The organism is Streptomyces sp. NPDC002825 (genome assembly GCF_040295385.1).
Classification (GTDB): Bacteria; Actinomycetota; Actinomycetes; order Streptomycetales; family Streptomycetaceae; genus Streptomyces.
Genome location: NZ_JBEOVH010000008.1, coordinates 173681 through 194261, shown reverse-complemented (window position 1 = coordinate 194261; position 20581 = coordinate 173681). Strand labels below are relative to the sequence as shown.

The 20581-nt window shown below is 74.1% G+C and carries 21 protein-coding genes; 13 read left to right on the top strand and 8 right to left on the bottom strand.

Annotated elements, in window-relative coordinates:
* Positions 1 to 2: 2 nt before the first annotated feature.
* Both ABT041_RS13920 and fdhF read left to right on the top strand, forming a co-directional pair.
* Entirely contained in the window at positions 3 to 1700 is a 1698-nt protein-coding gene (locus ABT041_RS13920; protein ID WP_351183606.1) for an NADH-ubiquinone oxidoreductase-F iron-sulfur binding region domain-containing protein, read from the top strand.
* The gene (gene fdhF / locus ABT041_RS13915; RefSeq protein WP_351183604.1) at positions 1697 to 4390 is read left to right on the top strand and encodes a formate dehydrogenase subunit alpha; all 2694 of its coding nucleotides are present in this window, start codon (positions 1697 to 1699) and stop codon (positions 4388 to 4390) included. The genes ABT041_RS13920 and fdhF overlap by 4 nt, the downstream gene beginning before the upstream one ends.
* An 11-nt stretch (positions 4391 to 4401) precedes the next feature.
* Here fdhF and ABT041_RS13910 read toward each other — a convergent pair whose 3' ends face one another.
* Together ABT041_RS13910 and ABT041_RS13905 are read right to left on the bottom strand one after the other, a co-directional pair.
* Positions 4402 to 5253, bottom strand: coding sequence for a universal stress protein (locus ABT041_RS13910; protein WP_351183602.1), 852 nt, complete (start codon positions 5251 to 5253; stop codon positions 4402 to 4404).
* Entirely contained in the window at positions 5250 to 5930 is a 681-nt protein-coding gene (locus tag ABT041_RS13905) for a CBS domain-containing protein (protein WP_351183600.1), read from the bottom strand. The genes ABT041_RS13910 and ABT041_RS13905 overlap by 4 nt, the downstream gene beginning before the upstream one ends.
* A gap of 246 nt (positions 5931 to 6176) precedes the next feature.
* On the opposite strand from ABT041_RS13905, the gene ABT041_RS13900 reads away from it, so the two are divergent.
* Together ABT041_RS13900 and ABT041_RS13895 are read left to right on the top strand one after the other, a co-directional pair.
* Positions 6177 to 7091 (top strand): universal stress protein, encoded by a 915-nt coding sequence (locus ABT041_RS13900; RefSeq protein WP_351183598.1) that lies wholly within the window; start codon positions 6177 to 6179, stop codon positions 7089 to 7091.
* Positions 7088 to 7783 carry a helix-turn-helix domain-containing protein gene (locus tag ABT041_RS13895; RefSeq protein ID WP_351183596.1) on the top strand — a complete coding sequence of 232 codons (696 nt, stop codon included), beginning with the start codon at positions 7088 to 7090 and terminating at the stop codon, positions 7781 to 7783. Before ABT041_RS13900 ends, ABT041_RS13895 begins: the two co-directional genes overlap by 4 nt.
* Before the next feature lie 118 nt (positions 7784 to 7901).
* Here the strand turns inward: ABT041_RS13895 and ABT041_RS13890 are convergent, their stop codons facing one another.
* Positions 7902 to 8765 (bottom strand): universal stress protein, encoded by an 864-nt coding sequence (locus tag ABT041_RS13890; protein ID WP_351183594.1) that lies wholly within the window; start codon positions 8763 to 8765, stop codon positions 7902 to 7904.
* Between the two features lie 217 nt (positions 8766 to 8982).
* Between ABT041_RS13890 and ABT041_RS13885 the strand changes: the two genes are divergently transcribed.
* Genes ABT041_RS13885 through ABT041_RS13865 form a run of 5 tightly spaced genes read left to right on the top strand, consistent with a single transcriptional unit; the run spans position 8983 to position 12601 of the window.
* Positions 8983 to 9888 carry a universal stress protein gene (locus ABT041_RS13885; RefSeq protein ID WP_351183592.1) on the top strand — a complete coding sequence of 302 codons (906 nt, stop codon included), beginning with the start codon at positions 8983 to 8985 and terminating at the stop codon, positions 9886 to 9888.
* Complete coding sequence (locus ABT041_RS13880; protein WP_351183590.1) at positions 9885 to 11018, top strand: universal stress protein; 1134 nt, start codon at positions 9885 to 9887, stop codon at positions 11016 to 11018. The genes ABT041_RS13885 and ABT041_RS13880 overlap by 4 nt, the downstream gene beginning before the upstream one ends.
* Positions 11008 to 11460 carry an Hsp20/alpha crystallin family protein gene (locus ABT041_RS13875; RefSeq protein WP_351183588.1) on the top strand — a complete coding sequence of 151 codons (453 nt, stop codon included), beginning with the start codon at positions 11008 to 11010 and terminating at the stop codon, positions 11458 to 11460. Before ABT041_RS13880 ends, ABT041_RS13875 begins: the two co-directional genes overlap by 11 nt.
* Positions 11457 to 11960, top strand: a complete 504-nt coding sequence (locus ABT041_RS13870) for a flavodoxin domain-containing protein (protein ID WP_351183586.1) — start codon at positions 11457 to 11459, stop codon at positions 11958 to 11960. Before ABT041_RS13875 ends, ABT041_RS13870 begins: the two co-directional genes overlap by 4 nt.
* A gap of 47 nt (positions 11961 to 12007) precedes the next feature.
* Positions 12008 to 12601, top strand: coding sequence for an Rv1733c family protein (locus tag ABT041_RS13865; RefSeq protein ID WP_351183584.1), 594 nt, complete (start codon positions 12008 to 12010; stop codon positions 12599 to 12601).
* A 143-nt stretch (positions 12602 to 12744) separates the two neighbouring features.
* On the opposite strand, the gene ABT041_RS13860 is transcribed toward ABT041_RS13865, so the two are convergent.
* A complete protein-coding gene (locus tag ABT041_RS13860; RefSeq protein ID WP_351183582.1) occupies positions 12745 to 13395 on the bottom strand; it encodes a CBS domain-containing protein in 651 nt (216 codons plus the stop codon).
* Entirely contained in the window at positions 13392 to 13712 is a 321-nt protein-coding gene (locus tag ABT041_RS13855; protein WP_351183580.1) for a hypothetical protein, read from the bottom strand. Before ABT041_RS13855 ends, ABT041_RS13860 begins: the two co-directional genes overlap by 4 nt.
* A gap of 173 nt (positions 13713 to 13885) precedes the next feature.
* On the opposite strand from ABT041_RS13855, the gene ABT041_RS13850 reads away from it, so the two are divergent.
* The 3 genes from ABT041_RS13850 to ABT041_RS13840 are packed head-to-tail and all read left to right on the top strand — an operon-like array spanning position 13886 to position 17162.
* Positions 13886 to 14008 (top strand): hypothetical protein, encoded by a 123-nt coding sequence (locus tag ABT041_RS13850; RefSeq protein WP_351183578.1) that lies wholly within the window; start codon positions 13886 to 13888, stop codon positions 14006 to 14008.
* On the top strand, positions 14005 to 14775 hold the full coding sequence (locus tag ABT041_RS13845) for an HAD family hydrolase (protein ID WP_351183576.1): 771 nt from the start codon (positions 14005 to 14007) through the stop codon (positions 14773 to 14775). The genes ABT041_RS13850 and ABT041_RS13845 overlap by 4 nt, the downstream gene beginning before the upstream one ends.
* A complete protein-coding gene (locus tag ABT041_RS13840) occupies positions 14772 to 17162 on the top strand; it encodes a glycoside hydrolase family 65 protein (protein ID WP_351183574.1) in 2391 nt (796 codons plus the stop codon). Before ABT041_RS13845 ends, ABT041_RS13840 begins: the two co-directional genes overlap by 4 nt.
* Positions 17163 to 17215: 53 nt before the next feature.
* Here ABT041_RS13840 and ABT041_RS13835 read toward each other — a convergent pair whose 3' ends face one another.
* The gene (locus ABT041_RS13835) at positions 17216 to 17839 is read right to left on the bottom strand and encodes a CBS domain-containing protein (RefSeq protein WP_351183572.1); all 624 of its coding nucleotides are present in this window, start codon (positions 17837 to 17839) and stop codon (positions 17216 to 17218) included.
* A gap of 279 nt (positions 17840 to 18118) precedes the next feature.
* Here ABT041_RS13835 and ABT041_RS13830 point away from each other — a divergent pair, with 279 nt between their 5' ends.
* The gene (locus tag ABT041_RS13830; RefSeq protein WP_351183570.1) at positions 18119 to 18979 is read left to right on the top strand and encodes a universal stress protein; all 861 of its coding nucleotides are present in this window, start codon (positions 18119 to 18121) and stop codon (positions 18977 to 18979) included.
* 165 nt (positions 18980 to 19144) lie between these two features.
* On the opposite strand, the gene ABT041_RS13825 is transcribed toward ABT041_RS13830, so the two are convergent.
* A complete protein-coding gene (locus ABT041_RS13825) occupies positions 19145 to 19831 on the bottom strand; it encodes a response regulator (RefSeq protein ID WP_351183568.1) in 687 nt (228 codons plus the stop codon).
* A 35-nt stretch (positions 19832 to 19866) separates the two neighbouring features.
* A complete protein-coding gene (locus tag ABT041_RS13820) occupies positions 19867 to 20499 on the bottom strand; it encodes a CBS domain-containing protein (protein WP_351183566.1) in 633 nt (210 codons plus the stop codon).
* Positions 20500 to 20581 lie beyond the last annotated feature (82 nt).

Sequence of the window (20581 nt, the reverse complement as noted above, 5' to 3'; positions counted from 1 at the left end):
CCATGGCCGGTCGGAAGCCCGGGGAGCCGGGCGGACACCGCGACGCGCTCCGTGAAGTGACCGCACGGCACGGAGCGCCCGGTCGGCTGCTGCCGGCCGCGCTGGAGCGGGCCAGGGCGGCGACCCCCTCAGGACCCGGGGAATGGGCGCCCCTGGTCGCGGGGGCTGCCGGACTGCCGGGTGCCGCCGGTCTCGGTCCCGCCACCTACTTCGCCGACCTCGCCGCCCCGCGCGGCGAGCGCCATGTGCGCGTGTGCACCGCGACGGCGTGCTTCGCCGCCCGTGGCGGCGGACACGTGGCGGAGGCCGAGGAAGCGCTCGGCGTGACGGCCGGACACGTCGACGCCGACGGCCGGACCTCGCTCCAGACCGTGCACTGCCTCGGTTACTGCTACGCGGGCCCCGCCGCCCTCGACGGCACCCGCCCCTGCGTCGGCGCCGATCTCGCCGACCAGCTCGCCGGGCGCACGGCCCCGCGCGCCCCCGCGATTCCCGTCGCCGACACCACCGCAGCCCCCGTCCTCCTCGCGGGCATCGTGAACCAGGAGTCCTCCTGGGACGTGTGGCACCGGGCGATGGCCGGGCTGCGCCCCGACGACGTACGCGAAGAGGTGGCCGCCTCCGGGCTGCGCGGGCGCGGCGGGGCCGGGTTCCCCGTGGCGGCCAAGTGGCACGCGGTCGCCGGCCGGCCCGGCGCGGTCGTCGTCGCCAACGGCGACGAGGGCGACCCGGGCTCCTACGCCGACCGGCTGCTGATGGAGGAGGACCCGCAGCGCGTCCTCGCGGGGCTCGCCCTGGCCTGCTACGCCTGCGGCGCCCTGCGCGGAACGGTCCTCGTGCGCTCCGAGTACCCCAAGGCGATGGCACGGCTGCGACGGGCGGTGAGCGAAGCGGTGGCGGCGGGAGACCTCGCCCCCTCGGCCGGGACCGCCGGTCCGCGGCCGTTCGTCGAGATCGTCGAAGGGGCCGGCTCCTATGTGGCGGGGGAGGAGACCGCGCTCATCGCCCGCCTGGAGGGCGCCCGTGGCTGCGCCCGCCCCCGGCCCCCGTACCCCACCGACCAGGGCCTGTGGGACGCGCCCACCGTGGTGAACAACGTGGAGACGCTCGCCGCCGTGCCCTGGATCGTCCGACACGGCGGCGCTGCCTACGCCCGGCGTGGCGTACCGGACGAGACGGGCACGAAACTGGTGTGCCTGTCCGAGCGGTTCGCCCGGCCCGGGGCCTACGAGGTCGAACTCGGCATCCCCGTCAGGGAGATCGTCACCCAGCACGGCGGTGGCCTCAAGGACGGGCGCGACCTCGTCGCCCTCCAGATCGGCGGCCCCCTCGGCGGCTTCCTCGCCGCGGACGCCCTCGACGTACCGCTCACCTCCCAGGCACTCGCCGAGCACGGCGCGGCCCTCGGCCATGCCGGCCTCGTCGCCTTCGACGCCGCCACCGATCCACACGAACTCATGCGGCACCTGTGGGAGTTCGCGGCCGACGAGAGTTGCGGCGCCTGCTCGCCCTGCCGGGTGGGTACCAGGCGCGGCCTCGAACTCGCCCACGACCGAGCGGGCGCTCCGGGCGAGGCGTACGAACGGCTGGCGCGGCTGATGGGCGAGGCGAGCCTCTGCGCCTTCGGCCGGCGCGTGCCCTTCGCCGTCCGCAGCCTCGCACGCGCCTACGGCGCCGACCTCGCGGGGTGGGACCGGTGACCCGTCTCCAGGTCGACGGCGTCACCGTCGACCTGCCCGCCGGAGCGACCCTGCTCGACGCGGCACGGGCCGCCGGCGCCGAGCTTCCCACCCTCTGTCACGACGACCGCCTCCGGCCCGCCGGTTCCTGCCGGACCTGCCTGGTCCACGCCGACGGGCGTACCGTCGCCGCCTGCGTCACCCCCGCCGCGCCGGGCATGACGGTCGACACCGCCGGCGAACGGATCGGCAACCTGCGCCGGGACGCCGTGGCCCTCATCGCCTCGGCGCTCCCCTCGTACGCGACGGCGGACGACTCGCCCAGTGAACTCGCCGAACTGTGCCGCACGTTGGACATCGCACCGGCCGCCGGCGCCGGGTCGCCCCCGCGCGGGCGCGACGACACCCACCCGTACGTGCAACTGGACCGCGACCTCTGCATCGCCTGCGGCCGCTGCGTCCGGATGTGCGCCGACGTGCAGGGAACCTTCGCCCTCACCCTCACGGGACGTGGCGCCGACACCGTCGTCGCCCCTGGCACCGGGGGACCCTGGGCGCAATCCGACTGCGTGGCCTGCGGCGGCTGTGTCGACACCTGCCCCACCGGCGCGATCACCCAGCCGGGTCCCGGGCACGGCCTCACCTCCCGGCGACCGGACCCCGACCGGGTCCGCACCACGTGCGGGTACTGCGGCGTCGGCTGCACCCTGGACGTCGCCGTCCGCGACGACCGGGTCATCGCCGTGGTGCCCGCCCGCGACGGAGCGGTCAACCGGGGGCACGCCTGCGTCAAGGGCCGCTTCTCGTACGGCTACCTCACCTCCGCCGAACGCCTCACCGAACCCCTGGTCCGGCGCGACGGCGTCCTGACCCCGGTGAGCTGGGACGAGGCCATCGGCGTCGTCGCGGACGGTCTGCGCGCCGCCGTCGCACAGGGAGGCCCCGACGCGGTCGCCGCGATCTCCTCCGCCCGCGCCACCAACGAGGAGAACTACCTCGTCCAGAAGTTCCTGCGCACCGTCATCGGCACCAACAACGTCGACAACTGCTCCCGCCTGTGCCACGCCCCCTCCGCGGCCGGACTCACGGCGTCCTTCGGACGGGCCGGCGGCACCGACTCGTTCGACGACGTGGAGACCGCCGACTGCTTCCTGGTCGTCGGCGCCAACCCCGTCGAGGCCCACCCCGTCGTCGGCGCCCGGCTCCTCCAGCGGGCCCTCGACGGCGCCGCGCTCGTCGTCGCCGACCCACGCGGCGTCGGCCTCGCCCACCATGCCGACGTCCACCTGAGGCCCCGGCCCGGCACCAACGTCGCCCTCTTCCACGGCCTCGCCCACGTCCTCGTCGACGAAGGCATGACCGACCCCGACTTCCTCCGCGACCGCGCCGCCGGCCTCGACGAACTGACCACGCTCCTGGCCGACCACCCGCCCGCACGCGTCGCCGAGATCACCGGCGTCCCGGCGAAGGACATCACGGCCGCGGCCCGCCTCTACGGCCGAGCCGAACGCCCGGCCATCGTCTACGGGCTCGGCGTCACCGAGCACCTCCACGGCACCGACGGCGTGCGTACCCTGGCCAACCTCCCCATCCTCCGCGGCGCCGTCGGCGGCACCGGCCGGGGCTTCGGCATCAGCCCGCTGCGCGGCCAGAACAACGTCCAGGGAGCCTCCGACATGGGCGCCCTGCCCGACCTGCTGCCCGGCTACGGGCCGGTGACCGATCCCGAAGCGCGCGCCCGCGCCGAAGCCGTCTGGCACCGGCCGGTCCCGCCGACACCGGGCATGCGGATCCCCGAGATGTTCGAGGCGGCCCGCGAGGGGCGGCTGCGCGCCCTGTGGATCATCGGCGAGGACGTGTGCGCGACCGACCCGGACAGCCGGCGCGTGGCCGCGGCCCTCGACGCCTGCCCGCTGGTGGTCGTCGACGAGCTGTTCCTGGGGGAGACCGCCCGGCACGCGGACGTCGTCCTGCCCGTGGCCTCCTGGCTGGAGAAGGACGGCACCTTCGTGAACTTCGACCGCCGGTTCCAACGGGTACGAGCCGCCGTACGGCCGCCGGGATCGGCCCGCAGCGACTTCGCCGTCGTGCACGCCGTGGCCACCGCGATGGGCTCCGACCTCGGCTGCGCCACCCCCGCCGAGACGCTCTCCGAGTGCGGGCGGACGGCCCCCGTCTTCGCCGGTCTCTCGCACGCCCGACTGGACCGGGAGGGCGCCGTTCCCTGGCCCTGCCCCGCCCCGGACCGCCCCGGCGAAGCCACCCTGTACACCGAGGAGTTCGCCACCCCGGACGGGCGCGCCCACCTCTGCGCCGCCCCCTATCTGCCGCCGGGCGAGGAACCCGACGCCGACTACCCCCTCCTGCTCGTCACGGGGCGCCGCTGGGCCCACTACAACTCCGGCAGCATGACCCGGCACGGCGCGAACCTCGTGCTCGACCCCCGTGGCCGCCTCGACCTGCACCCCCGGGACGCCGCGCGGTACGGCGTGCGGGACGGCACCCCCGTCCTCGTCCACAGCCGCCACGGACAGGCGCGGCTGATCGCCCGTGTCGGCCTCGACCTCGCGCCCGGACAGGTCTTCTGCGCGTTCCACTTCCCGGACGAGAGCGTCAACTCGCTCACGTCGGAGCATGCCGACACCGTGACCTCGTGCCCGGAGTACAAGGTCACGGCGGTACGGCTCCGCCCCGCGGGCCCGGAGGAATGACCGGCCCGCGATCAGTCGTGGGGTACGAGAGCGACGGGCGCGCGACTGTGGTGCAGTACGGCGTGGGCCACGCTGCCGATGTGGGCGCCCAGCACCGAACGACGCGTACGGCGGCCCACGACGACGAGCGCGGCGTCCTCCGCCGCCCGCACCAGTTCGGGGCCGGCCGACCCGATCAGCACGCGGGCGGTGGCCGTCACGTCGGAGAACTTGGCGCGCCAGGGCTCGAGGACGTCCTCCAGCGCACGCTCGATCTCGGGGGCCACGGTGGGCCGGATGTCCGGAACCATGGCCGGCCCGAGGGTGGCGTAGAAGGGAAGCTGCTGGGTGTGGACGACGTTCACCCCGGTGCGCCGACGGGCGGCCTCCTCGAAGGCGAACTCCAGGACGGTGTCCGCGGGCTGCTGTGCGTCGACCCCCACCGTGACCGAGCCACGTGGCGAGGTGTCGCCGAGGGCGCGGACGAGGACCACAGGGCGCTCGACGAGACCGGCGACGGTCAGCCCGACCGAACCCACCACGTACCCGGCCACACCCCCGAGCGCACGCGACCCCAGGACCAGCAGGTCGCCCTCGTCGCCCGCGGCGACGAGACCGGGCACGGGGCCCGAAAGGAGCAGTCTGGTGGTGACGGACAGCCCCGGATGCCCTGCACGCAGGGCGTCGGCGGTCCGCGCGAGCAGGTCCTCCTCCGGCGCCTCGGACTCCTGCGCCACCCAGTGGTCGACGGAATCGGGCCAGGGTTCATGCGCATGGACCAGATGGACGCCGGTGCCGCGCAGCACGGCCTCCTCCGCAGCCCACTCGGCGGCGGCCTGCGCCTGCCCGGTGCCGTCGATACCGACCACGATGCCCTGTGTCATGATCGTCCACCTCCTGGGGAGACGTCGTCCTTCTCGTACGTGAGCCGGGTGACGGAGACCGAGACCACTCCGTCGACCGTCGCGCACATGCGCTCGATCGCCGGCAGCATGCCCCGGTACGGCACCTCGCCGCCGAGCTCCACCCGGCCGTCTCGGACCTCGACCGTGATGCCGGCCGGATCGAGGCCGAGCGTGCCGGCGAGGACGTCCTCGGAGATCTCCCGGCGTATGTCGTCGTCCTCGCGAAGGAAGGTCCCGAGCAGGTCCCGACGGCTCACGATGCCGATCAGGCGGTCCTCGTCATCGACGACGACGAGCCGCTTCACCCCCTGCACCTCCATGAGCCGGGCCGCCTCCACCACGGTCCAGTCGGGACGAGCACACACCGCGGGCGCGGACATCAGCTCCTCAGCGCGCGTTCCCTCCGCCTTCGCCCGCTCCCACGCCTCGAGTCCCGGCACCGCGGGCATCTCTCCCGGGCCGGCGGCCTGGTCGGCGGTCTTGCGCAGCAGATCGCCCTCGGAGACGACCCCGATCACCTGGTTCTTCCCGTCCACCACCGGCACGGCGGTCACCCTGTGCCGGGACAGCATCCGCACGAGCTCCTTGAACGGCGTGTCGCCGCGGACGCTCACCACGTCACGGGTCATCAGCCGGTCGATCCTGCGGTGACGCATCACCTGCTCCTCTCGTACCGGGCGGGCGGTCTCCACGGATCCCACCCTCATACGCGGAACCTCCCGACAGGAGTGCCGAACGGTCCCCTTCCGGGACCGTTGGCCCCTACGCGGCGACCGTGCCGGGAGGAGAGGACCCCGGCCGGGACCGACGGGCCGAGGCGGGGGCCGACCGGCCCTATCGGCCGGCGCGACCCGGTGCGAGCGTGGCAGCGTGCACCTCGCACTCGGAAGGCGGTGGGGACGATGGAGTCGCGTCGGGTTGGCCCCGTGGTGGTGGGCGTCGACGGTTCCGGCGGCAGTCTCACGGCGCTGGACTGGGCCGTCGACGAAGCGGTACGGCACGGCTGGGCGCTGCGCATCGTGCACGCCTCGCTGTGGGAACGCTACGAAGGGGTCGTGCCGGCCTCGTCCACGGACCGGCCCTCCGGCCAGGTCCTCGCGGAGAACATCGTCGGCACGGCCGCGGAGCGGGCCCGGCGACGCGCTCCCGCTCTCCCCCTCACCGCGGACGTCCTCGCCGAGGACGCGTCCGGCGCGCTGCTGCGGGAGGGACAGGAAGCCGCGCTCCTGGTGGTCGGCTCGCGCGGACGAGGAGAGCTGGCCGACCTTCTGCTCGGATCCGTCGGCCTCGTCGTCGCGGCCCGGGCCCACGGCCCGGTCGTCGTCGTCCGTGGGGACACGTACGCCCTGGAAGCGCGCCACCAGCGGATCCTGCTGGGCATCGGCGACCACGACGTGGACGCCGCGGCCGTGCGGTTCGCCTTTCGCGAGGCGGCCGCGCGGGGCGCGGAACTCGACGTCGTCCGCACCTGGCGGCGACCCGTCCACGAACCGGCCCGCCACCCGCTCCTCACCGGCGAGCCGGCCTCGGCCATGGAGCACCGGGCGTCGGAGCTCCTCGACAAGGCCCTGGAACCGATGGCGGACGAGTACCCCCGGGTCCGGCTGCGCAGAAGCACCGTCGAAGGCCCCGCCCACCGTGTACTGACCGAGCGCTCCGCCGCCGCCGACCTGTTGGTCGTCGGGGCGCGACGCCGGGACGGCCTGGTCGGTCTGGAGCTGGGCAGGGTCGCCCACCGGGCCCTGCACCACGCCTCCTGCCCGGTCGCCGTCGTCCCCGAGCGCCGCCCCGCCCCCTCGGAGGGAGACCAGTCATGAACTCCGCCGCCCGACACCGTATGAGCGACCTCGGCCGCCGCGTCGAGGCCCGGCGCTCCCGACTCGGCCTCTCCCGCGAGGAGGTGGCCGCGAGGGCCGGCTCCACACCGGGCTACATCGCCCTGGTGGAAGAGCAACTGCCCACTCCCGGCATCGAGTTCCTGATCCGGCTCGCGGACGCACTCGACACGACCCTCCAGGACCTCACCGGATACACCGCGGACCTCGCGCCCGGCCGAGGACGGGCGGGATATCACGCGCGCACGGACGAGATCGGCGAGCAGGAGTGCTGGTCGCTGCTCGACGATCACGGAGTCGGCCGGGTCGCCGTCACGAGCGGCGACGGGCCGCAGATCTTTCCCATGAACTACCAGGTCGTCGGCAGCGAACTGCTGCTGATGACGGGCGATGACTCGCTGCTGGCCCGTGCGGCGGCGTCGGGCGCGGTGATCGCCTTCGAGCAGGACCAGATGGACGAGGCCTTCAGCCAGGGCTGGAGCGTTCTTCTCGTCGGACCCGTACGCACGGTGTCGAACCGGGTCACGGCCGGTGCACTCAAGCAGACCGCGTACTCGATGCCGTGGGCCGGGACGGAGCGGGACACCGTCGTCGTGCTGTCCCCGCACCGTGTGACCGGGCGGCGCGTGTCGGTGCCGGGCGCTCCCGGCACCTCGTCCGAGCCGGACAGCTGACGAGCCCCACCGCCTGCGCGGCCCGGGCCGTCGGGCCCGGGCCGCAGGCGTCCGGCCGGCGGCTCGACCCGATGTCCGATGTCCGGCCGCCGGCTCATCCCGTCGTCCGGCCGGCGGCTCACCCCAGGGGTACGACGACGACCGGCGCGGGACTGTGGTGGATGACCGCGTGGGCCACGTGGCCGAGACGGGGGCCGACGGGCACCCTCCTCGTACGACGTCCCACGATGACGAGATCCGCGTCCCGTGACGCCTCGACCAGCTCGTACGCGGGCGATCCCGCCATCGCCCTCGCGGCCGCCACCTCGACACCCGGGTACCGCTTCCGCCACGGCTCCAGCAGATCCCCGAGTCCCCGGACGCGACGGGCGCCCAGCTCCGCGCCGATCGCGGGATCGAGCATGGCGGTGTAGCCGTACGAGGCGGGCAGCGTCCAGCTGTGCAGGAAGCGCAGGGGCAGGCGGGTGCGAGCGGCCTCCGTGAACGCGAACCCCAGCAGCCCCTCGCACGGACGGTGGATGTCGACGCCGACCACGATCCCGTCACGGGGCGGCCGCGTCCGCTCGCCCTCCGCGCGCACCAGGGCGACCGGCTGCCGGGCCGCTCCGACGACGGCGAGGGACACCGAGCCGACGACGAAGCCGAGCAGGCCACCCAGGCCGCGCGATCCGAGCACCGTCAGATCCGCGTCATCGGCCGCGGCGGTCAGTACCTCGGCCGCCCGGCCGTGGGCCCGTTCGGTGAACACCTCCAGATCGGGGTGCTCCTTCCGCGTCTGCTCCGCCGTCTCCGCCAGAAGCCTGTCGGCCCGTTCGGCCGCTTCGCGGGTGTAAGAGACGGGGACCTCCGGGGCGGGCGGCCACTCTTCCACGTACATCAGGCGGACCGGCACCTCACGCAGGACCGCTTCCCGCACCGCCCAGCGTGCCGCGGCGACGCTTTCCTCCGAGCCGTCGAGACCGACGGTGACCTGGGCTGTCATGACCTGCCTCCTCGGCCGGGCCCGTGCCGCGTCCGGACGCCGGAGGGCGTACGGACTCCAGGACATCAGGCTGTGCCCGTCGGCCCGCCCGACGGAGGGGGCCGGGCAGGGTTCGATCAGGGCCGAACGGCCCATCCCGGGAGGAACGCTTCGGTGCCAGCGTGGGAGGTGCCCTCCGGGCCCCGGTGCCTCGGAGGCGTACCCCGCGGGAGGAGCCATGACCAGCGAGAGCCTCACCCGAGCGGAGCTCGGCGACGTCATCGTGGGAGTCGACGGTTCCGCCTCCGCGCGAACGGCCGCACTCTGGGCCGCCGCCGAGGCGGACGGCCGGGGCCGTTCCCTGTTCCTCGTCCACGCCGCCGACACCGACCGGCGCGCCTACTGGACCGACGCCGAGACGATCCAGGCGGTACGGGAAGCGGGGCGAGACCTGCTGGCCGACACCGCGGCCGCGGTCCACGAGCGCTTTCCGGACCTCGCGGTCACGCGGCGGCTCATCCGCCGGGAGCCGGTCGCCGGACTCCGGGAGGCCGCCGGAGACCGGGGGACGATCGTCGTGGGCAGCAGGGGCCTCGGCGGCTTCTCCGCCCTCATGCTCGGCTCCGTCGGTCTGGGTGTCGCGGCGCGTGCCGATGTGCCCGTGATCGTCGTACGCGGGGGGGACGAGCGACCGGAGATGGGCTCCGTGACGGCGGCCGTGCACGACGCCACGGACCTGGACTGGCTCCTGCACGCCGCCGCCGAGGCCGAGGCACGCAAGGCGGCCCTGCGCATCGTGAGCGTGTGGAACGTGCTGGCCCATGTCGGCCGTGTCGCGAGCATGCTCGACGACCTCGACGGGATCGCCCGCCGGCGCGTACACGAGGTCAAGGACCTCGCCGACCGGGTCCGCGAGGTCCACCCCGGACTGATCGTCGGGCACCACGTGGAGACCGGCACGAGCACCCCGGGCATCCTGATCGAGGCGAGCGGCCACACCGACCTCCTGGTGATGGGCCGCGGTCGCCGCCCGCTCGGCGTCGGACCGTCCCTGGGCCGCGTCGCCCACGCGCTCATCCACCACTCCCGCTGCCCCGTGGAGGTCATCCCCTCCGCCTTCGTCGAGGAGTCCGGGCAGCCGTGAGCGACGTCCTCGCCGGCATCGACCCGCGCGACCTGTCCGTCCCGGCCCTCGTCTGGGCCGCCGACGAAGCCGTCCGCAGAAGAACGAGGCTGCGCATGGTCGTCGCCCTTCCCCCGGTCCACGACCGGTTCTGGTACGCCGGCGTCGCCCACCGGGGCTCCCTGCGCACCCGGGCGGAGTCGGCGCTCGCGAACGCAGAGGATCTCGTACGGGAACTGCACGACGGGCTGTGGACCGCGACGGAGCTCGTCGACGGCGCCCCCGCGACCGTGCTGTGCGACAGGACACCCGACGCGGCGCTCGCCGTCGTCGGCTCGCGGCGCCTGGGCAGGGCCGCCGAGGTTCTCAGCGAGAGCTCGGTGGCCGTCCCGCTGGCGGCACGCGCCGACTGCCCCGTCGTCGTGATCCGCACACCGGAACACACGTCCGTCCACCCGCCGCTGATCGTCGTCGGCGTGGACGGCAGCAGGGACTGCAGGGCAGCCGTCGCCTTCGCCGCGGTGGAGGCGAGCCTGCGCGAGGCACGGCTCATGGCGGTCTGGGCGTGGCCCCGGCCCCCGCTGTCCCACGGAGACGGAGCCGAGGGCCTCGCGGACCGCCGCCGACTGCTCGCCGAGTCGGTGGCCGGCTGCGCGGACCGCTACCCGGACGTCGACGTGGAACAGGTGATCCTCCGGGGGCAGCCCGTCGAGGAACTCACCCATGCCTCCCGCGAGGCCCTCGCGGTCGTCGTCGGCCGCCGGGGCCGCGGCGGCTACTCCGGCATGCGGCTCGGTTCCACGGTCCACGGACTGCTGCACCATGCCGCCTGCCCCGTGATCACCGTTCCGGTCCGGCGGACGGGAGCGACGGACGGTACCGCTTCCGGGGCCGACCGGCCCCGACGGGCCGGCCCGCTCGACACTGGGTTCTCCGCTCCCGGGCGAGCACAGTGGGAGGAGCGGAACAGCCCCGGCCTGCGGCCGGACGGCTTCGCCGCGATCGGGCGGCGGACAGCCCGGGCGGAGACGCACCTCGCGGCGCCCCCGGAAGAACGGAGTGACCATCCCCGTACGGCGCGACGCCGGCGTCCGGAGCGGACGATCCCGGTGTCGGCGACTTTCCCGAAGGAGCAGAACGATGACCGGTGACAGGGTGGAACGCAGGCACAGCCACGTCCCCGACTTCAACGACCTGTTCACCCGGGAGTTCCCGGGCCTGCCCGGATGGCGCCCCGGTGCCGCCGCCCACTCCATTCCGGTGGAGGTGTCCAGCGGCACCGACGCGTACGTACTGCGGGCCGAACTGCCGGGGATGGACCCCGAGGACTTCACCATCACCGTCGACGACAACGTCATCACGGTGAGCGCGGAGCACAGCGAGAGCGAGGAGGACAAGGAGCACTCCGAGTTCCGCTACGGGTCCTTCCGCCGGACCCTGCAGCTGCCGGTGACGATCCCCGCCGACGACGTCGACGCCTCGTACAAGGACGGCATCCTCACCATCCGCGTCCCGATGCCGGAGGCGAAGGCCGACACCCGGCGGACCATCCGCGTGCGGCGGGCCGACGACACCGGAGAGGGGAAGTCATGAACGCCAAGCGCGTCCTGGTCGCCTACGGCAGCAAGCACGGCGCGACCGAGGGCATCGCCGACGAGATCGGCAAGGCGCTGCGGGCCGACGGCATCGACGCGGTCGTCCTGCCGGCCGACACCGTCACCGACGTCAGCGGCTACGACGGGGTCGTCCTGGGCGGTGCCCTCTACGCCGGACGCTGGAACGGCAAGGCGCGACGGTGCGCGAGCCGCAACGCCGAGCAACTCCGTCGCAAGCCCTTGTGGCTCTTCAGCAGCGGGCCCGTCGACAGCTCCGCCGAACAGCGGGACATTCCGCCCGTGCCCGGCGTCGCGCGTCGTATGGAGAAGCTCGGCGCACGCGAGCACGTCACCTTCGGCGGCGCGGTGACCGCCGAGACGTCCGGGCGGATCGCCCGGTCCATGGTCCGGCACGGCAGAGGCGGGGACTTCCGCAACCCGGCACGGGTCCAGGAGTGGGCCCATCACATCGGAAGCGAGCTCGGCGCCACACGCTGAGCGCACCGCCGAGACGTCCGGCGGGCGTCCCGCCCCGGAGGTGTGCCATGTTCCACCACGAGCCGTCGGGCCCCGAGACCACCGCGTCCGGGAGCCCCCGCGCCGGGCGCGCCGCCCTGGTCCTCGTCCTGGCGATCGCCCTGATCTGCGGTGCCGTCGCCGCAGCGATCCTCTGGCGCACCGGGGCCAGGGCCGACCGGGAGACCGCCGCACACCGCCACCGGGTGCAGGCGACCACCACCGCGCGCTCCCAGGACCCGCCGGTCGCCATCCGGCCGGGCGTCGAGCCGCAGGCCGTCGCACCGGCCGTCTGGGAGTATCCGGACCACGTCCGCAGGTCCGGATCCGTCCATGTCCCGCCCAGGACACCCCAGGGCCGCGCCGTCACCATCTGGGTGGACGACAGCGGCGCTCCGGCGCGTCCGCCGGACACCACCGCGGACCTCGCGCTGAGCACTGTCGCGGGCAGTACTGCTGTGGCGGGGGCCGCAGGGCTGACGGCGACGGGCGTACTCGCCCTGGTACGACGGAGCGGCGAGGGCCGACGGCTCGCGGCCTGGGAGCGGGAGTGGGAACGGGTGGAGCCCGTCTGGTCCGGCCGGCTGGGGCGGCGCAGCGAGCCCGGGGCGGGCGACGAGTGACCGTGCCGGAGGCGGAGGCCGTGAGCGGAGATCCGCCCCCGACTCCTCGCCGCCCGTGCGTCGGTCCGGACACCCCGTGCGTCGGTCATGGTCCGGACACCCCGTGCGTCGGTCATGGTCCGGACACGGCCGCTCCGTGCCGACTACTCCGTGCCGGCGGTGAGTTCGCACCGCACGTCCACCACTCCTTCGACGGCGCCGGCCAGACGGGCTGCGACGGGGATGAGCGCGCTGTCGCGGACCGTGCCGGACAGGGTCACGACGCCGGCGTCGACCCGGACGTCGACCCCGCGGTGCGACAGCGGGAAGAGACGCTCCACGACATCGCGACGGACCTCGGCGACGAGGTCCTCGTCCGGACGCAGGAAGACCTTGAGCAGGTCGGAGCGGCTCACGATGCCCTGGATGGCCCCGTGGCCGTCGACGACCGGCAGCCGCTTGACGCGATGGGCGGCCATGAGACGGGCGGCCTGCGCCAGGGACGCCTCGGATGTGACGGTGACAGCGGGTGAGGTCATCAGGTCCTCGGCCCGGCGGGAGCCCGCTTTGGCCGTGGCATCGGGGCGCCGCATCTGTTCGATGAGGCCGAGGCGGTGTTCATGGAACTCCTCCTTGAGGAGCAGGTCCGCTTCGGAGACCACTCCGATGACACGGCCCTCGCCCTCGACGACGGGGACGGCGGTGACCCGCCAGCGCTGCATCGTGGTGACGATCTCCTTGAAGTCGGCGCGGGGCAGGACCGCGACGACCTTCTTGGTCATCACATCGGCGACGGTGAACGGCCGGCTCGTCATGGCTCTCTCCTCACCGGGCAGGCCGGGGGGCCCGAAGGGCCCGGGGCGGCGGACCAGGACGGCCTCGCCGGACCGGGGTACGACGGCGGTCCGTCCGCGGCGTCACGGGCCAGGCGCTCCCGGTTGCGGCGCCGCAGGTTCGCGGAACCCTGGAAGAGGCCGCAGTCGACGAGGATCCGCGCGTGGTCCCTCTCGACCAGGAACGTGCTGCCGGTGACCGTTCCCACGCCGCCCGGGAAGGTGAGCAGGACGGGCCGTGGCGTGACAAGGGGCTCGCCGCCGGGAGCAGGGGCGGTTCGCGGGACTGCCTCGGACATGGTCGGCCCTCCTTCGGAAGGTGTCCGGTCTCCACCGTCGCACCGGACGGCGCGGCCCGCACGGCCCGACCGGCCCCCTTGCAGGGACCGATCGGCACGTGCACCGCCACGGCGCGGCGGCCGAGCCTGACCGAGGAGAACACGCGAACGCAGCGAGGGAGGCGGGTGGAGCCATGAAGGCAGCCGTCGTCGAGGGACCGGGCCCGATCGCCCGGCGGGACCTGCCCGGGCCGGGAATCGAGCAGCCCGGCCACGCGGTCGTACGGCTCCGGGACGCAGTTCCGGTGGCCGGATGAACGCCCGGCGCACGGGCTCCCCGCCGCGGGGTGTCGTGTTCGACACCGACGGAGTTCTGCTCGACTCCGCCGCCGTGCACGCGGCGGCGTGGAAGACCGCGTTCGACGCCTGCCTCGACCGGGCGGCTGCCGAGGCGGGCGGGCAGGCGCCGTTCGACGCGGACGCCGAGTACCGGCGGTTCGTCGACGGCAGGTCGCGGTACGACGGGGCCGAGGCGTTCCTGTCCGCCCGTGGCATCCGGCTCCCACCGGGAGCGCCCGGAGACCCGCCCGGCTGCGACACCGTCTGGGCCGTGGCGGCCGGCAAGGAGCAGGCGTTCCGGGACGCCCTCGACCGCGTACCGGTCGCCCGCTACGAGGACGCCGGGGAGGCACTGGCCGTCCTGCGCTCCCTCGGTGTGCCCTGCGCCGCCGTGTCGGCCTCCCGGCACGCCCGGGCGTTGCTCGGACCTGCGGGGCTCGTCCCGTTCCTCGCCGCCGTCGTGGACGGCGAGGAGGCCGCCCGGCTCGGCCTCGCCGGAAAGCCGGACCCGGCGCTCTTCCTGCACGCGGCCGGCCTCCTCGGCACCCGCCCCGGCGACACCGCGGTGGTCGAGGACGCCCTCGCCGGAGTCCGTGCCGGGTGCCGGGGCGGCTTCGGCCTCGTCGTGGGAGTCGACCGCACGCCGGACGCCCACGCCACCCCGGGCCTTCGGGAAGCGGGGGCGGACCTCGTCGTCCCCGACCTCGCGACGCTGGTCCGGAGCGTCTGGGGTGAGCGCGGATGACCACCGGCTGGACGTGGGCGTACGACCACTACGCACCGGAACGCGAACGGCTGGTCGAAGCGCTCTGCACCCTGGGCAACGGCCGCTTCGCCACCCGCGGTTCCACCCCCGAGTGCACCGCCGACGCCACCCACTACCCGGGTACCTACCTGGCGGGCTGCTACGACCGGCTCACCTCGGTCGTCGCGGGGGAGCGGGTCGAGAACGAGGACCTCGTCAACCTTCCCGACTGGACGCGGCTGCGCTACCGCTGCCTGCCGGACGACGGGTCGCCCGGAGACTGGCTGACACCCGACTCCGAGGACCTGCGCCACTACGACGTGCAGCTCGACCTGCGCGGCGGTGTGCTGTCACGGCATCTGTTCTTCCGCGACGTCCGCGGCCACGGCCTGCGGGTGAGCCACCTCAGGATCGTGCACATGGGCGACTGCTCGCTCGCGGCCCAGTGCACGAGGTTCCGCGCCTACGGCTGGAGCGGCGTCGTCGAGGTCGAGTCCGTCCTCGACGGGGCGGTCGTCAACGCCGGTGTGGAACGCTACCGGCACCTGGAGGGGCGGCATCTCACCGGCCACAGAAGCGGCTTCGAGCCCGGCGGGGTCGCCTGGCTCACCTGCCGCACGGCCGACCCGGGGGCCGTGATCGCCGCGGCCGTCCGCACGGTCACCCGTCCCGTGCGCCCCGCCCGAGAGACCGTGACGAGGACCGGCACCGTCCAGACGTACCGCCTGCCGATCGCTCCCCGCCGCTCGGTGACCGTCGTGAAGACACTCGCCCTGCGCACCTCGACGGACCGGCCCCCCGGCGATCCCCGGGAGACGGCCTGCGACGAGGCCGGCCGCGCCCCGGCCTTCCCACGGCTGCTGTCCACCCACAAGGCCTCCTGGCAACGCCTGTGGGAACAGGGCGAGCTGCACGTGCCCGGCGAGGCCGGCCGCATCCTGCGGCTGCATCTGTTCCACCTGCTGCAGACGCTGTCCCCGCACACGGCGGAACTCGACGTGGGCGTTCCGGCGCGGGGTCTGCACGGTGAGGCCTACCGGGGCCATGTCTTCTGGGACGAGCTCTTCGTCCTCCCGTACCTCGACCTGCACTTCCCCGAGGTGGCCAGGTCCCTGCTCCTGTACCGCCACCGTCGCCTGCCCGCCGCCCGTGCCGCGGCCCGCGCGGCCGGCGGCGTCGGTGCCATGTACCCGTGGCAGAGCGCGAGTTCAGGCCGCGAGGAGACCCAGGAGCTGCACCTCAACCCGCGCTCCGGGCGCTGGCTGCCCGACTTCTCCCGCCTCCAGCACCACGTGGGGTCGGCCGTCGCGTACAACGTGTGGCGGTACGCCCAGGCCACCGGCGACCGCGGATTCCTGTACGGCGAGGGGGCCGAGACGCTCCTGGAGATCGCCCGGTACTGGGCCGGCGCCGCCCGTTTCGACCCGTCGCTCCGGCGCTACCGGATCCGTGGCGTCGTGGGCCCCGACGAGTACCACGACGCCTACCCCGGCAGCACCGCGCCGGGCATCGACGACAACGCCTACACGAACGTCACCGCCGCCTGGGTGCTCGCCCGCGGCCTCGACCTCCTGCGTGAACTGCCCGCCGCCCGGCGCTCGGAGCTGCGGGCACGACTGTCGCTGGACGACGCGGAGGCCGACCACTGGGAGGACGTCTCCCGCCGCCTCCACGTGCCCTTCCACCAGGGTGTGGTGAGCCAGTTCGAGGGCTACGGCGAGCTGGCGGAGCTCGACTGGGACGCGTACCGGGCGCGGTACGGGGACATCCGCCGCCTGGACCGGATCCTGGAGGCCGAGGGCGACACGGTCAACCGCTACCAGGTGTCCAAGCAGGCCGACACCCTCATGCTCGGCCACCTCTTCCGGCCCGACGAGCTGTACGCGCTGTTCGACCGGCTCGGCCACCGCCTCGACGACGAGGTGTGGCGCGCCACCGTCACGTACTACCTGGGGCGGACCAGCCACGGCTCGACGCTCAGCAGCCTCGTCCACGGCTGGGTCCTCGCCCGGCAGAAGGGCGCCGACGCCTGGCGGTACTGCGAGGAGGCCCTCCTCGCGGACGTGGCCGACGTGCAGGGCGGCACGACCGGTGAAGGCATCCACCTCGGCGCGATGGCGGGCACGATCGACCTCGTCGAGCGCGGCATCACCGGTCTCGAAGCGACCGCGGAGGGGCTTCGGGTCGCTCCGGTGGTCCTGCGGGAGCTTCCGCGGTTCGCGTTCACCCTCTGCGTCGCCGGCCACCGGGGGGTGCGCCTCCGGGTGTTTCCCGGGCGCCTCGCCGTACGGGTCCCGGCCTCGCCGAAGGCCCCGCTCACCGTCGTACTCCCGGGCGAACGGCGGTTCGCGGTCGCTCCGGGACAGGAGCGCTGGTTCCGCCTGTGACCCCGGGCGGTGACGCGAGCGGCTGGGCGTCACCCGGGTCCGGTGCACGCGACTCATCCGAAGGCATCGTGCGAGGGGCGGCCGGCGGGCGCGAACCGGGTGCCCTCCTCCTGGGCGGAGAGACGGTCCACGACCGCGACGACGCCGTCGACGCGCTCCGTGAGGTTCACGAGCAGCCGCGCCTGGCTCTGCCACCGGAGGCGGCCCGCCAGGGTCACCACACCGTCCAGGACGTGCACGTCCACCGCGTCACCGGCCAGCCCCATGACGTCGGAGAGGACGTCCTCGCGCACGCGGTGCCGGATCTCCGCGTCGGGACGGAGATACACGCACAGCAGATCGCGCCGGGTCACGATGCCCACCAGCCGCTCCTCCTCGTCGACCACCGGGAGGCGCTCGACTCCGCGCCGCAGCATCAGACGAGCCGCGTCCGCGACCGACTGCTCGGCGTGCACGGTGACGGCCGGCTCGGTCATCAGGGCCCGCGCGGTCGGCTCCCGGGCGGCCAGCAGGTCGCTCTCGGACACGACGCCGAGCACGTGGTCGTCCTCGTCCACGACGGGAACACCCGTGATGTCGTGCTCGGCGAGCAGCTTCGCCACTTCCTTGAACGAGGTCTCAGGGGTGGCCGAGACCACATTGCCGGTCATCAGGCCGCCGACCTTCATGTGCTTCATCGCCGCGCCTCCTGTTCGCGCGTGCCGCTGCCGAGAGCTGTTCCGTGTCACCACCCTGACGGGACCGCCGACGGGCGGCGAGGGCCGAACGGTCCACAGCGGGGCCCGTTCGGATCGGACCCGGCCCGTGCCCCGAGGGGACCTTTGGTCCCCGTATGGGCCCCAGCGGCCCTCCGCCGGCGCCGCCCTCCGCTGTGAGGGTGGAGGAGTCGCAGTACGCCCATTGCCCGGTGGAGCCGATCCCACGGCACGGACCCGGACAGACATCGGGAGCACACCATGACCAGCACGCTCGTACCGCGCGACATCGTCATCGGCCTGGACCCCGACCGGAACTGGCACCTCGCCATGGCCTGGGCCGCCGACGAGGCCCGCCGGCGCCTCCGCGCCCTGCGCCTCGTGGTCGCCGTACCGCCCCCGCGTGACACCCCCGACGGCGAGGACACCGCCCGGCGCCGGGCACGGAGGGTCGCGGGCGAGGACGCGCTGCGCGTCGCGTCGGCCTGGGCACGGGACCGGCAGCCCGACGTCCGCGTGATCACCGCCCTTCTCGACGGCGCCCCGGCGAAGGTGCTGGCCGGCCTGTCGTCGGACGCCGCCATGGTGGTGCTCGGCTCGCGGCACCTCAGCCGCACCGAGGAGTTCCTGAGCGCGGGTTCCCTCGTGGTCCCGGTCGCCGCCCAGGCGCGCTGCCCCGTGGTCGTCGTGGGCGACGCCGAGCACAGCACACAGGACCCGCCCTACCTGGTCGTCGGCGTCGACGGCAGCGCATCCTCCCGTGCCGCGCTGGCCCTCGCCTTCGAGGAGGCGGACCTCAGGCGCTGCGCCCTGCGCGCCATCGCCGTCTGGGCCCCGCCCGTCTTCACGCTGCACACCGGCGACACCCTGTTCCACGCCGAGCGCCGGATGCTCTCCGAGACCACCGCCGGGTGGGCGGAGAAGTACCCCGACGTCCGACTCACCCACGAGGTGCTCATCGGCTCGCCCGTCGAGCGGCTCGCGGAGGCGGCGGAGCACGCCCTGGCCCTCGTCGTCGGCCGCCGTGGCCGGGGCGGCTACTCGGGGATGCGCCTCGGCTCCGTCGTCCACGGGCTGCTGCACCGCGCCCACTGCCCGGTGATCACCGTCCCGGTCGACTGAGGCCGCCGTGCCGGCCTCGGCGACCGCGCCGATGGAACCTCGCCGAACGGGCCGTACGCCTGCAGGGGGGTGTCCGGCCGATCCCCGCGCGGCCGTGACCGACCGGCTGCACGCTGCTCGCAGGGCGGCTGCCGCTGCCGGCCGGACGCGCCCGAGGGCGCCGGCCTACTGCGCGTCCGCCTCGTGCTCGTGGGCCTGTGCGGCGATCACGGCCGCCTGCACCCGCCGCTCCACACCCAGCTTGCCGAGCAGCCGGGAGATGTGGTTCTTGACCGTCTTCTCCGACAGGTACAGCTGCTTCGCGATCTGCCGGTTGGTGAGCCCCTCGCCGATCAGGTCGAGCACGGAACGTTCCCGCTCGGACAGGACCGCGAGCCGCTCGTCCTCGGGCGGCTTGGCCGCTTCCGGATCCCGCAGCGAGTGCATCAGCCGGGCGGTGGTGGCGGGGTCGAGCATCGACTGGCCCGTGGCCACGGTCCGTACGGCCGACACCAGATCGGAGCCCTTGATCTGTTTGAGCACGTACCCGGCGGCTCCGGCCATGATCGCGTCGATGAGCGCGTCCTCGTCGTCGAACGAGGTCAGCATCAGGCATGCGAGCTCCGGCATCCGTGAGCGCAGCTCGCGGCAGAGCGAGATCCCGTCGCCGTCCGGCAGCCGTACGTCGAGCACGGCCACGTCCGGACGCAGCGCCGGCCCCCTGGCCAGCGCCTGGTCCGCGCTCGACGCCTCCCCGACGACCTCCATGTCGGGTTCGTCGTCGATCAGGTCACGCAGGCCCCGTCGGACGACTTCGTGATCGTCCACGAGGAAGACCCGCGTGGGTGATGCCGCTTCCGGCAGCTCGGTCATGGCGACCCCTGTGCTCGATGGGTTCCTGCCCGCCCCTACGAGGATTGTCCGTCGAGATCCATGTGTACGTCGACCACACCCTCCACGGCACGCACGGCGCGCGCGAGCAGCGGCACCAGGGAGCGGTCGGGGAGGGCACCACGCAGGGTGGCCACCCCTTCCCCCACGGAGACGTCCACGTCCACGAGCGCGGCAGACCCGCCGAGCACCGTACGGCGGATCTCCGCCTCGATCTCCTCGTCCTTGCGCAGGAACACCTTGAGCAGGTCGCTGCGGCTGACGACCCCCTCCAGCATCCCGATCTCGTTCACCACCGGGAGCCGCTTGACCTTCCGCCGCGCCATGATCCGGGCGGCCTCGGCGAGCGAGGCGTCCGCGTGCACGGTCACGGCCGGACTCGACATGAGCTCCGCGGCCCGTACGGCCCCGGCCTTGGCGGCTTCGGGGAACTCCTCCGGGCGCGGTGCGACGTTCCGGAACTCCTCCTTGGGCAGCAGGTCCGCCTCCGATACGACCCCGATGACACGCCCCTCGCCCTCGAGGACGGGCAGCGCGCTCACCTTCCACTCGTCCATGAGCGCGACGATCTCCTTGTACGGCGCGTCACGGCCGATCGCGATGGCGGTGTGCGTCATGACGTCACTGACGGTGTAGCGGGAGGAGGGCATCGTGTGCTCCTCAGGGCGGAGGGTTCGGTAGGTCGTCCCTACCGAGTCTCCCCCTGCGGGCGGGCCGTGAGGAGGGCCGGAC